The 12,608-nt window shown below is 73.3% G+C and carries 9 protein-coding genes; 8 read left to right on the forward strand and 1 reads right to left on the reverse strand.

The window, feature by feature from the left end; genetic code table 11:
• Positions 1-146: 146 nt before the first annotated feature.
• Positions 147-1,169 carry a Gfo/Idh/MocA family protein gene (locus ABT288_RS30730; RefSeq protein WP_351614532.1) on the reverse strand — a complete coding sequence of 341 codons (1,023 nt, stop codon included), beginning with the start codon at positions 1,167-1,169 and terminating at the stop codon, positions 147-149.
• Between the two features lie 130 nt (positions 1,170-1,299).
• Between ABT288_RS30730 and ABT288_RS30735 the strand changes: the two genes are divergently transcribed.
• The 8 genes from ABT288_RS30735 (at position 1,300) to ABT288_RS30770 (ending at position 12,474) form a co-directional block, all read left to right on the forward strand.
• Positions 1,300-2,037, forward strand: coding sequence for a GntR family transcriptional regulator (locus tag ABT288_RS30735; RefSeq protein ID WP_351614557.1), 738 nt, complete (start codon positions 1,300-1,302; stop codon positions 2,035-2,037).
• 163 nt (positions 2,038-2,200) lie between these two features.
• Complete coding sequence (locus ABT288_RS30740; protein WP_351614535.1) at positions 2,201-3,205, forward strand: sugar ABC transporter substrate-binding protein; 1,005 nt, start codon at positions 2,201-2,203, stop codon at positions 3,203-3,205.
• Positions 3,202-4,230, forward strand: a complete 1,029-nt coding sequence (locus ABT288_RS30745) for an ABC transporter permease (protein WP_351614537.1) — start codon at positions 3,202-3,204, stop codon at positions 4,228-4,230. Before ABT288_RS30740 ends, ABT288_RS30745 begins: the two co-directional genes overlap by 4 nt.
• On the forward strand, positions 4,227-4,997 hold the full coding sequence (locus ABT288_RS30750) for an ATP-binding cassette domain-containing protein (protein ID WP_351614539.1): 771 nt from the start codon (positions 4,227-4,229) through the stop codon (positions 4,995-4,997). Before ABT288_RS30745 ends, ABT288_RS30750 begins: the two co-directional genes overlap by 4 nt.
• Before the next feature lie 141 nt (positions 4,998-5,138).
• A complete protein-coding gene (locus ABT288_RS30755; protein WP_351614541.1) occupies positions 5,139-6,284 on the forward strand; it encodes an ROK family glucokinase in 1,146 nt (381 codons plus the stop codon).
• Complete coding sequence (locus tag ABT288_RS30760; protein WP_351614544.1) at positions 6,281-6,862, forward strand: sugar kinase; 582 nt, start codon at positions 6,281-6,283, stop codon at positions 6,860-6,862. The genes ABT288_RS30755 and ABT288_RS30760 overlap by 4 nt, the downstream gene beginning before the upstream one ends.
• A 96-nt stretch (positions 6,863-6,958) precedes the next feature.
• The gene (locus ABT288_RS30765) at positions 6,959-9,811 is read left to right on the forward strand and encodes an SCO1167/SCO6262 family helicase (protein WP_351614546.1); all 2,853 of its coding nucleotides are present in this window, start codon (positions 6,959-6,961) and stop codon (positions 9,809-9,811) included.
• Between the two features lie 800 nt (positions 9,812-10,611).
• Positions 10,612-12,474, forward strand: a complete 1,863-nt coding sequence (locus ABT288_RS30770; RefSeq protein ID WP_351614549.1) for an SWIM zinc finger family protein — start codon at positions 10,612-10,614, stop codon at positions 12,472-12,474.
• Positions 12,475-12,608: the final 134 nt, after the last annotated feature.

Genomic DNA, 12,608 nt, shown 5'->3' on the forward strand with positions numbered 1-12,608 from the left:
ACTTCGGTTGCGCGTGGCGCCCGCAGTAACGGTCCTAGGCGGAGCCGGCGGCTACGGTCGTGCGCGGCGTGGGCTGCAACGCCCGTGCGTGGCCCGCCGTATCGCTCGTGCGAGGCCCGGGGTCTCGGTCGTACGCGGCCCCGGCGTCACCCTCGCGACAGCTGTGCCCGGTCCGGGATTTCCGTGAGGGACACCGGGCGTCGCTCGCGGCGGGAGACCTCGCAGGCCTCGGCCACCCGCAGGGCCTGCAGGGCCTCGTGGCCGTCGCACGGGTTGGGGCGCTCGCCGCGCACCACCTCCACGAAGGCGTTCAGCTCGGCCTCGTACGCGGGCCCGAACCGCTCCAGGAAGCCCGGCCACGGCTTGTCCGCGGGCGGCGGCCCGGTCGGCTCGGTGGACGCGAGCGGCGTACGGTCGTCCAGGCCGACCACGACCGTGTCCGCCTCCCCGGCCAGCTCCATGCGCACGTCGTACCCGGCGCCGTTCAGCCGGGTCGCCGTGGCCGTGGCGAGCGTGCCGTCGTCCAGCGTGAGCAGCGCCGCGCCCGTGCCGACGTCGTCGGCCTCGCGGAACATCGCGGGCCCGGCGTCGGACCCGGTGGCGTAGACGTCGGCCACCTCACGGCCCGTCACCCATCGCAGCACGTCGAAGTCGTGGATCAGCGTGTCCCGGAACAGCCCGCCGGACAGCGGGAGCCAGTCGGCCGGGGGAGGGGACTGGTCGCAGGTCATCGCGCGCACGGTGTGCAGCCGGCCGAGGCGTCCCGAGCGCACGGCCTCTCGGGCGCCGGCGTATCCCGCGTCGAAGCGCCGCTGGAACCCCATCTGCAGGATCGTGCCCGCCGTCTCCACCTCGGCGAGCGCCTGCACCGTGCCCGGCAGGTCGAGCGCGATCGGCTTCTCGCAGAAGACCGGCAGGCCCGAGCGGGCTGCCCGACCGATCAGTTCGGCGTGCGCCGACGTCGCCGTGGTGATCACCACCGCGTCCACGCCCCACTTGAAGATCTCGTCCACACCCGGCGCCGCCGTCTCGCCCAGCCGGTGTGCCAGTCCCTGTGCCCGGGCCGGATCCGTGTCCGTCAGGATCAGCGACCCGACGTCGCGGTGACGGCTCAGCGTTCTGGCGTGAAGGGTGCCGATGCGGCCCGTACCGATGACCCCGATGCGCATGGAAACAAAGTGAGGGCGGAGCCCGTACGCTGTCAATGCGTATGTCCGGACAATCGGACTACACAACTTCCCGTCAACCGACCACAGGGCTACGCTCGGGCCCGTGCCGAAACCAGATGTGGACCCCACCGTGTCGCTCGACCTCCACGTGGACCGTAGCTCCCCGGTGCCGTTGTACTTCCAGCTCTCCCAGCAGCTCGAAGCCGCCATCGAGCACGGCAGCCTCACCCCGGGCAGCCTGCTGGGCAACGAGATCGAGCTGGCCGCGCGGCTCGGTCTGTCCCGGCCGACCGTCCGCCAGGCCATCCAGTCCCTCGTCGACAAGGGGCTCCTCGTGCGCCGCCGCGGCGTCGGCACGCAGGTGGTGCACAGCCAGGTCAAGCGCCCGCTGGAGCTGAGCAGTCTGTACGACGACCTGGAGGCCGCCGGCCAGCGCCCCGCGACCAAGGTGCTGGTCAACACCGTCGTACCGGCCTCCGCCGAGGTCGCCGCCGCGCTCGGCGTCCCCGAGGGCAGCGATGTGCACCGCATCGAGCGGCTGCGCCTCGCGCACGGCGAGCCGATGGCGTACCTGATCAACCATCTCCCGCCCGGCCTGCTCGACCTGGAAACCGGCCAGCTGGAGGCCACCGGCCTGTACCGGCTGATGCGCTCGGCCGGGATCACCCTGCACAGCGCCCGTCAGTCCATCGGCGCCCGCGGTGCCACGGAGGCCGAGGCCGAGCGGCTCGCCGAGGCCGAGGGCGCGCCGTTGCTCACCATGCAGCGCACCACCTTCGACGACACCGGCCGCGCGGTCGAGTTCGGCGACCACACCTACCGCCCGACCCGCTACTCCTTCGAGTTCCAGCTGCTCGTCCGGCCCTGACCGGGACCCGCGTTCGTCGCAATGTCCGGACAATCGGCCGGGCCGGTGCTCCCCGGCTGTGTCATGAGTGTCACCCGTGTTCGATACTGGAGCGTTTGGGGCCGCTGAGCTGATCACCGGCCCCTTCCGTACGTACGAACACAGCAAGAAGGGGCACTGCCTCGTGGCACGGTTCAGGACCTGGGCGGTCATTGCGCTGACAGGGGCACTTTCGCTGTCCCTCGCGGCGTGCAGCAGCACCGGAGGCAAGCGGGCCGAGGATGCCCGCAGGGCCGCCGCGGCCCAGGGGAGAGCGGCGGTGAACACGCCGCGCTGGACCTTCGCGATGATCACCCACTCGGGAGACGGCGACACCTTCTGGGACATCGTGCAGAGCGGCGCCAGGCAGGCCGCCGTCAAGGACAACATCAACTTCCTGTACTCGCACGATGACCAGGCGCAGCAGCAGGCGCAGCTCGTGGACGCGGCGGTCGACAAGAAGGTCGACGGCATCATCGTCACCCTCGCCAAGCCCGACGCCATGAAGGCTGCCCTGGCCCGCGCCGAGAAGGCCGGCATCCCGGTCATCACGGTGAACTCCGGCTCCGAGGAGTCCAAGGCCTTCGGCGCCCTCACCCACATCGGCCAGGACGAGACCATCGCCGGCGAGGCCGTCGGAGACGAGCTGAACAGGCGCGGGAAGAAGAGGGCCCTGTGCGTGCTGCACGAGCAGGGCAACGTCGGGCACGAACAGCGCTGCGACGGCGTCGCCAGGACCTTCCACGGCATCCTGCAGAAGCTCTACGTCAACGGCACCGACATGCCCGACGTCCAGTCCGGCATCGAGGCCAAGCTCCAGGCCGACAGGTCCATCGACTCCGTCGTCACCCTCGGCGCGCCGTACGCCGACACCGCCGTGAAGGCGAAGAGCGACGCGGGCAGCAGGGCCGAGATCGACACCTTCGACCTCAACGCCCAGGTCGCCGCCGAGCTGAAGAACGGCACCCTCGGCTTCGCCGTGGACCAGCAGCCGTATCTCCAGGGCTACGAGGCGGTCGACCTGCTGTGGGCCTACAAGTACAACGGCGACGTCCTCGGCGGCGGCAAGCCGGTGCTCACCGGCCCGCAGATCATCACCAGGGACCAGGCCTCCGCGCTGGCCGCGTACACCCAGCGGGGCACCCGATGAGCGCGGCCGCTGATGAAAGGATTCTGCAGGGCTCGCCGCTGAAGAAACTGCTCGCCCGGCCGGAACTGGGCTCGGTGGTCGGCGCGCTCGCCGTCCTCGTCTTCTTCGCCTTCGCCGCCGACGGCTTCCTCAACGCCTCCAGCCTCAGCACGGTCCTGTACGCCTCCTCGACCATCGGCATCATGGCCGTACCGGTGGCGCTGCTGATGATCGGCGGCGAGTTCGATCTGTCGGCCGGTGTCCTGGTGACGTCCTCGGCGCTGGTGTCCTCGATGTTCAGCTACCAGATGACGGCGAACACCTGGGTCGGCGTCGGCGTGTCCCTGCTGGTCACCCTCGCCGTCGGCGCCTTCAACGGCTTCCTGCTCACCCGCACCAGGCTGCCCAGCTTCATCGTCACGCTGGGTACCTTCCTGATGCTGACGGGCATGAACCTGGGCTTCACCAAGCTGATCGACGGCACGGTGTCGACGAAGACCGTCGGGGACATGGAGGGCTTCCGCTCCGCCCACGCGCTCTTCGCCTCGACCCTCACCGTCGGCGGCGTCGACTTCAAGGTCACGATCCTGTGGTGGCTGGGCCTGGTCGCCCTCGCCTCCTGGATCCTGCTGCGCACCCGCGCCGGCAACTGGATCTTCGCCGTCGGCGGCAACCAGGACGCGGCCCGCGCGGTCGGCGTCCCGGTCGCCAGGACCAAGATCGGCCTCTACATGGGCGTGGCGTTCGGCGCCTGGATCTCCGGCCAGCACCTGCTCTTCTCCTTCGACGCCGTCCAGTCCGGCGAGGGCGTCGGCAACGAGCTGATCTACATCATCGCGGCCGTGATCGGCGGCTGCCTGATCACCGGCGGCTACGGCAGTGCGATCGGCTCCGCCGTGGGCGCCCTCCTCTTCGGCATGACGAGCAAGGGCATCGTCTTCGCCGAGTGGAACCCCGACTGGTTCAAGTTCTTCCTCGGAGCGATGCTGCTCCTCGCGACCCTGCTCAACGCCTGGGTCAAGAAGCGCGCGGAGGCCAACAAGTGACTCTCGTCGAGCTGACCGGCGTCAGCAAGCACTACGGCACCGTCCGCGCCCTCGAAGGTGTCTCGCTGGAGGTCCACCCCGGCGAGATCACCTGCGTCCTCGGTGACAACGGAGCCGGCAAGTCCACCCTGATCAAGATCGTCGCGGGTCTGCACCGGCACGACGGCGGCACCCTGAGCATCGAGGGCGAGGAGACGACTTTCTCCTCCCCGAGGCAGGCCCTGGACCGCGGCATCGCCACGGTCCACCAGGACCTGGCGGTGGTCCCCCTCATGCCGGTCTGGCGCAACTTCTTCCTCGGCTCCGAGCCCCGCAAGGGCAAGGGCCCCTTCAAGCGCCTGGACACCGACCTCATGCGCCGCACCACCCGCGAGGCGTTGCTCCGCATGGGCATCGACCTCCGGGACGTCGACCAGCCCATCGGCACCCTCTCCGGCGGCGAACGCCAGTGCGTGGCGATCGCCCGCGCCGTCCACTTCGGGGCGAAGGTCCTGGTCCTGGACGAGCCGACGGCGGCACTGGGTGTGAAGCAGTCCGGTGTGGTCCTGAAATATGTGGCCGCGGCACGCGACGAGGGCCTGGGCGTTGTTCTGATCACCCACAACCCGCACCACGCATACCTGGTGGGGGACAGGTTCGTGCTGTTGCGGAGGGGCACGATGGTGGGGAATCACACACGGGACGAGATCACGCTGGACGAGCTGACCCGGCAGATGGCGGGAGGATCCGACCTGGACGCCCTGCGCCATGAACTGCAGCGTGGCTGAGGGGCGCGGGGCCGCATCGATCAGCGGCTCCGCCGCGGGGCGCGACAAGCCACGACGTACCCGCGGTCGGCGACGCTCGCGCACCCCCCTCTCCCGTCCCGTACGCGACCCACACCCGTGGTGAGGCAGAATCGACAGACGATGAGCACCTACCGCGACCTCACCGCCCCCATCGGCTCCCGCAGGGCCCCCGTGCTCCGTACGGTCGGCACCAGGGAACGCCGCTCCCACCTGACAGCACCCCGCGTGCCCACGGTGGGGATCGACATCGGCGGCACCAAGGTCATGGCGGGCGTCGTGGACGCCGACGGCAACATCCTGGAGAAGCTCCGCGCCGAGACCCCGGACAAGTCCAAGAGCCCCAAGGTCGTCGAGGACACCATCGTCGAACTGGTCCTGGACCTGTCCGACCGGCACGACGTGCACGCGGTCGGCATCGGTGCGGCCGGCTGGGTCGACGCCGACCGCAACCGCGTCCTGTTCGCCCCCCACCTGTCCTGGCGCAACGAACCGCTGCGCGACCGCCTGAGCGGTCGCCTGTCCGTGCCGGTCCTCGTGGACAACGACGCCAACACCGCAGCCTGGGCGGAGTGGCGCTTCGGAGCGGGGCGTGGCGAGGACCACCTCGTCATGATCACGCTCGGCACCGGCATCGGCGGCGCCATCCTGGAGGACGGCCAGGTCAAGCGCGGCAAGTACGGCGTCGCCGGCGAGTTCGGCCATATGCAGGTCGTGCCCGGCGGCCACCGCTGCCCGTGCGGCAACCGCGGCTGCTGGGAGCAGTACAGCTCAGGCAACGCGCTCGTCCGCGAGGCCAAGGAGCTGGCCGCCGCCGACTCCCCGGTGGCGTACGGGATCATCGAGCACGTCAAGGGCCAGATCGCCGACATCACCGGCCCGATGATCACCGAGCTGGCCCGCGAGGGCGACGCGATGTGCGTCGAGCTGCTCCAGGACATCGGCCAGTGGCTCGGCGTCGGCATCGCCAACCTCGCCGCCGCCCTCGACCCGTCCTGCTTCGTCATCGGCGGAGGGGTCTCGGCCGCCGACGACCTGCTCATCGGCCCCGCCCGGGACGCCTTCAAGCGCCACCTCACCGGCCGCGGCTACCGCCCCGAGGCACGCATCACCCGCGCCCAGCTCGGCCCCGAGGCCGGCATGGTGGGCGCAGCCGACCTGGCCCGGCTGGTCGCCCGCCGGTTCCGCCGGGCCAAGCGCCGCCGGGTGGAACGGTACGAGCGCTACGAGCGGTACACCCAGGCCCGACGCGACCGGGACACCGCATGACCGCCTCCCTGCCCCGCCAGGCCGCCCCGCCGGACGAGCCGCGCCGCCCCGCCGAGGCCCCCCGGCACAAGGCCAGGCGCCGCGCGCTCACCCTGCTCATCATCGGCCTGCTGATCGGCGTACCGGCCGGCTACCTGGTGATCTCCGCGAACCAGAGCCGCAACAGCGGCAAGGACAAGGAGGCGAAGTACTCGGCGACCGGCCTGACCCCGGGCGGGCCGTCGAAGGTGCAGAGCCGCCTCTACCAGGTGACGGCCCCGCACCCGGCCGACTCCATCGCCTCCTACGAGACGAACAACTGGAGGACCAGCCGGCTCTACGTGCAGTTCCGCACCAACCCCGCCGGCCTGGACAGCTTCCTGCAGACCATGGGCGCACGCCCGGACGAGCTGAAGAAGGGCGACATCGCCATCGGCGCCCGCGACCAGAGGGTCAGCGGCTGGCGCTTCACCGGCCCCGGCCCCTGGTGGGGACTGACCCACGAGCAGAAGAACCCGGCGCCGACCCAGGACGTGGTCGTGAACATGACCGACCCGAAGAACCCGGTGGTCTACGTCGTCTCCCGCACGGTCCCGTAGCCGCAGGCCCCGGCCGGTCCCGGGGCCGATTGTCAGACCCCGCCCGTAGAGTCGAAGACATCTGATCCGACGCATGGGCGGGAGGTGGCAGGACGTATGAGCGCAGGCACGGCCGCGGTGGCCGAGCGCACGGCAGGCTCCGGGCGGGCCGGGGACCAGGTCCCGGTGCGCCTCGCGTCCGTGTACCTTCCGGCGCCCCTCCCACGCGAGGGCCGCATCGCCTTCTGGGACCCCGAGGGCGGATCCGTCGAGGGCGACACCGCCGAGATCACGGTCGTACGACGCCACGGTGCGGGCGTGCGCCGCAGGCAGGTGCCCGCGCTGACCCTGCCGCTCGCCGATGCCCTGCCGCTGCTGGTCCGGGCCCGCCGCGACCCGGCCGCCCATCCGGCCACGGCCTGCTGGGGCGCCGCCGCGCTGCACGCGCTGCGACTGGTCGCCCGCGGCCGCCTGCTGCCGGGCCTGACCCCGGCAGGCCATGACGCCTGGCGGGCGGGCCCGCTGGAGCCCGCCGACATCGCCCACCTGCGCGCGGTCGCCGCCGCCCTGCCCCCGGAGGGCCACGCCGTGCCGCTCCCGGACCCAGGGCCGCTCCGGCTGCCCGAGCCGGAGGCCCTGATCCGCTCCTTCCTGGACGCGGTCGCCGACACCCTGCCCCGCACCCCGGCCGCCCCGTACACCGCCGGCCGGCCCTTCGCCGCCCGGGAGCCCGTGGCGCTGCCCCAGGCCCACGAATGGGCGGCCGAGGTCGCCGCCGGCATGGACGCGGGCGTGCGGATCTCGCTCCGCCTGGACCTGTCCGCGTACGACGTCTTCGACACCGGCGCGAGCGCCCCGCAGCCGACCGGACCGAGGAACGCCGGCGCGGCCATCGTGCAGGTGCACAGCCTCGCCGACCCCACCCTGGTGGCCGACGCGGCGGCTCTGTGGGCGGGGGAGGCCGACACGGCGTTCGGGCCCCGCTCGCGGGTGGACGCCGCCCTCGCCGTGCGGCGCGCGGCCCGCGTGTGGCCGCCCCTGGACCGGCTCGCCGAACAGGACGTGCCCGATGTGCTGGCCCTGTCCGAGGAGGAGCTGGGCGAACTGCTCGGCGTGGCGGCCACCCGCCTGGCCGCCGCCGGGGTCGCCGTGCACTGGCCCCGCGACCTCGCCCGCGACCTCACGGCCGCGGCGGTGGTCCGCCCGGCGCCCGGCTCGGCGACCGACGGCACCGGCTTCTTCGAGAGCGAGGAACTGCTCCAGTTCCGCTGGCAGTTGGCGCTCGGCGGGGACCCGCTCAGCGAGGCCGAGATGGACGCTCTGGCCGAGGCCCACCGCCCGGTGGTACGGCTGCGGGACAGCTGGGTGCTGGTCGACCCGGCCCTCGTCCGCAAGGCCCGCAAGCGCGAACTGGGCCTGCTCGACCCGGTCGACGCGCTGTCCGTGGCGCTCACCGGCACCGCTGACATCGACGGCGAGAGTGTCGAGGCCGTGCCGGTCGGCACGCTGGCCGCTCTCCGCGACCGGCTCACGGCGGGCCTGCGCCCCGCCGACCCGCCCGCGGGCCTCGCCGCCACCCTCCGCGACTACCAGCTGCGCGGTCTGGCCTGGCTGGACCTCATGACCACCCTCGGCCTCGGCGGCTGCCTCGCCGATGACATGGGCCTCGGCAAGACGGTCACGCTCATCGCCCTGCACCTGAAACGCGCCCGCACCGAACCGACCCTCGTCGTCTGCCCGGCCTCCCTGCTCGGCAACTGGCAGCGCGAGATCACCCGCTTCGCACCCGGCGTCCCGGTCCGCCGCTTCCACGGCCCGGACCGCACCCTGGACGGCCTCGACGGCGGGTTCGTCCTCACCACGTACGGCACCATGCGCTCCACCGCCCCCCGCCTGGCCGAACAGCCCTGGGGCATGGTCGTGGCAGACGAGGCCCAGCACGTGAAGAACCCCTACTCGGCGACCGCCAAGGCGCTGCGCACCATCCCGGCCCCCGCGCGCGTGGCGCTGACCGGCACCCCCGTGGAGAACAACCTCTCCGAACTGTGGGCCCTGCTCGACTGGACCACTCCCGGACTCCTCGGCCCCCTGAAGTCCTTCCGCGCCCGGCACGCCCGCGCGGTGGAGAACGGCGAGGACCAGGAGGCCACGGACCGCCTCGCCCGCCTGGTCCGGCCGTTCCTGCTGCGCCGCAAGAAGTCCGACCCCGGCATCGTGCCCGAGCTTCCCCCCAAGACCGAGACCGACCACCCGGTGCCGCTCACCCGCGAGCAGGCCGCGCTGTACGAGGCGGTGGTGCGCGAGTCGATGCTGGCCATCGAGACCGCCGAGGGCATCGCCCGCCGGGGCCTGGTGCTGAAACTTCTGGGCGCCCTGAAGCAGATCTGCGACCACCCGGCGCTGTACCTGAAGGAGGAGGCGCACGCCGACCGGCTCGTGGCCCGCTCCGGCAAACTCGCCCTGCTGGACGAGCTGTTGGACACCCTTCTCGCCGAGGACGGCTCGGCGCTGGTCTTCACCCAGTACGTCGGCATGGCCCGCCTCATCGCCGCGCACCTGTCCGCCCGCGCGATCCCGGTGGACCTGCTGCACGGCGGCACCCCGGTCCCGGAACGCGAGCGCATGGTCGACCGCTTCCAGAGCGGCGAGACCCCGGTCCTGGTGCTCTCCCTGAAGGCCGCCGGCACCGGCCTGAACCTCACCCGCGCGGGCCATGTCATCCACTTCGACCGCTGGTGGAACCCGGCGGTCGAGGAACAGGCCACCGACCGCGCGTACCGCATCGGCCAGACCCAGCCGGTCCAGGTCCACCGCCTGGTCACCGAGGGCACGGTCGAGGACCGCATCGCCGAGATGCTCACCGCCAAGCGCGCCCTGGCCGACGCCATCCTCGGCTCCGGCGAGGCGGCGCTCACCGAACTGACGGACCGCGAGCTGTCCGACCTCGTCTCACTGCGGCGGCAGTCATGACGGATGGGGAACGCCGAGAACGCGGTGAGCAGCGCCCCGCCGACGCCGCCCGCCGAGCCCTACGGGAGGCCCGGCAGCGGGCGGAGACCGGACGGGCCGAACCCGAAGCTGCGGGAGCTGAGCGGGCTGGGGCCGAGTGGGCTGGGGCCGAGTGCGCTGGGCGCGAACAGGCCGTGAGCGAACCAGCCGGGTGCGAACAAAACGGCGCCGAGCGGATGGGATGCGAACAGGCAGGCGCCGGGCCGGCCAGGTCCGGGAGGGCGGCAGCAGGGCGGGAGGAGACTCTGCCGCGGCAGGCGGTGTCCGGGCGCGGGGACGACCGGGCCGGCGCCGCGGAGCCGAGGCCCGCGGACGTCGCGCGGGCCGCCCTCCGGTCGGCCAGGTCGACTCTGCCCGCCCGGTCGGGCACGGACGACACGGCGGACGGGACCAGCGACTCCGCCGCACCGGCTGACGGCAGGACAACAGGCGCTCCGGCACGGTCTGCTGAAGGAGGAGTGCTCGGCGCCATGGCGCGCTCTGCCGACGAAGGCGGGCGCGGCGCCACGGGGCGGTCCGGCCGTGCGGGTGAGCGGGACGACTCCGGGGCTGCCGGGGCTGATGCCCGGGTCGTGTTCGGTGCTGCGGGTGCGGGTGCGGGTGCGGGTGCGGGTGCGGATGCCCGGGGCGTGCCCAGGGCTGCCGGCGTGGATGCCCGGGATGTGCCCGGGGCTGCCCGTGCAGATGCCAAGGATGCGTCCGGGGCGGTTGGTGCGGGTGACCGAGGCGGGTCCGGGGTTGCCCGTGCGGGGGATCGAGATGTGTCCGAGGCCGCCGGTGCGCAAGGGCCCGCGGGGCGTCCCGCCGATGTGGCCCGTGAGGCACTCCGGTCCGCCCGCCGGGAGGCGCTGCGTGCCGAGGCCGAGGCGGAGGAGGCTGCCGCGCGTGGCCGGCGGTCGCAGGAGGGCCGTACCCGACGCGGGCCGCGCGCGACCGGTGGCTCCGGCTCCCCGGCATCGCGTACCGCTGCCGTCCCCGGGCCGGACTCCCCGGCCCCCCGTATCAAGGCCGCTCAGGACATGCGGCGCTACCTGGCCGACGCCTTCCGGATGCCGGTGTGGTCCGACACCCCGGAGGACGAGACCCCGAGCACGGACACCAACGGTGGCGGCGACAGTACCGACGCCGACACCACCGGACCCCCCGGTGTCACCACTCCCGCCGAACCGGACCCCAACCCCGCCGAACCGGCCCCCGCTCCCGCCGGTCCGGGACCGGCGCGGGACGAGTCGGCGTACCCCCGCGCACTCCCCGCCGCATCCGCTCCCATCACCTCCACCACCCCCGCCACCCGAGACGACACCGTCCCGGGCCGACCCGCCCCCGCAGTCGCGTCCCCCCACGTGCCCGCCACCATGGGCACCCCCCACCGCGACTCCGAACTGCGTCGTACCTTCCCCGAGTTCGCGCCCCGTGAGGCCACCGACGAGGGCGCGCCGTTCGCCGGGACCTGGTGGGGCAACGCCTGGGTGGCCGCGCTGGAGCAGGGCGCGCTGGACCCCAAGAGGGTGGCACGGGGCCGCGGTTATGCCGACCAGGGGCACGTCGACGCGATCACCGTGACCCCGGGGCTGGTCCTGGCGTACGTCCGCGGAAGCCGGCCCCGCCCGTACCGGGTGCAGGTGCGGGTCCGCACGCTGGAGGACACGGACTGGGCGCGCTTCCTGGACGCGGCCGCCGACCGGCCGGGGCACATCGCCGCGCTGCTCGACAAGGAACTGCCCCAGTCCCTCGCCGACTGCGGTGTGCCCCTGCTGCCCGGTCCCGGCGACCTCGTGCCGCGCTGCAGCTGCCCCGACTCCGGGCACCCCTGCAAGCACGCGGCGGCGCTCTGCTACCAGACGGCGCGGCTGCTCGACGCCGACCCGTTCGTACTGCTCCTGCTGCGCGGCCGGGGCGAGCGGAGCCTGCTCGACGCGCTGTCCCGGCGCAGCGCCGCCCGCGCGGCCCGCGCCGCCCAGGAGCGGCAGCCGGAGTCCCTGCCGGGCGTACGCGCCGCCGACGCCCTCGTCCCGCGTGAACTCCCGCCGCTGCCTCCGCCGTTGCCGGTACCCCCGCATCCCGAGCAGCCCCCGGTCTATCCGGCGGCGCCCGGTGGCCCGGACCCCTTCGCGCTGGACCAGCTCGCGACCGACGCCGCCGCCCGCGCCCACGCGCTGCTCGGCACCGGACGCGACCCGGTGGGCGAGCTGACCCTGTGGCAGGACGCGGTGCGCTTGGCCGCCGCCCGCCCCGGCTCCGGCCTCACGGCCACCACCCGCACCCTGTACGCCACGCTCGCCACGGCCGTCGGCCGCACCTCGGGGGACCTCGCGCGGGCCGTCGCGGCCTGGCGCCAGGGCGGGGCCGCCGGGCTGGCCGTGCTGGAGGAGCCGTGGGACCCGCCGGCCGGCCGCTTCGACCGGGCCCGCCCGCTGCTGCTCGCCGCCGACCTCCCGGCGTTCCGCCCCTGGCGCAACCGCCTCACTCATCCGCGCGGCCACGTCCAGCTCCGGCTCGGTCGCGACGGCCTGTGGTACGCGTACGAGTCGGAGCCGGGTAAGGACGACTGGTGGCCCCGCGGTACACCCGACCTGGACCCGGTGGGCGCCCTGACCGGCCTCGGCACGCCGGACGACACCTGACCGTCCGGAGCGCGGGAAGGCCGGTGCCGGTAGCGGTGGTCGCTGCCGGCACCGGCCTTCCGGTGCTGGGGTGCGTCGGCTCAGTAGGCGGAGTTGACGTTGTCGATGGAGCCGTAGCGGTGGGCGGCGTAGTT

It is taken from the genome of Streptomyces sp. NPDC001093 (assembly GCF_040298985.1).
In the GTDB taxonomy this organism is placed as follows: Bacteria; Actinomycetota; Actinomycetes; order Streptomycetales; family Streptomycetaceae; genus Streptomyces.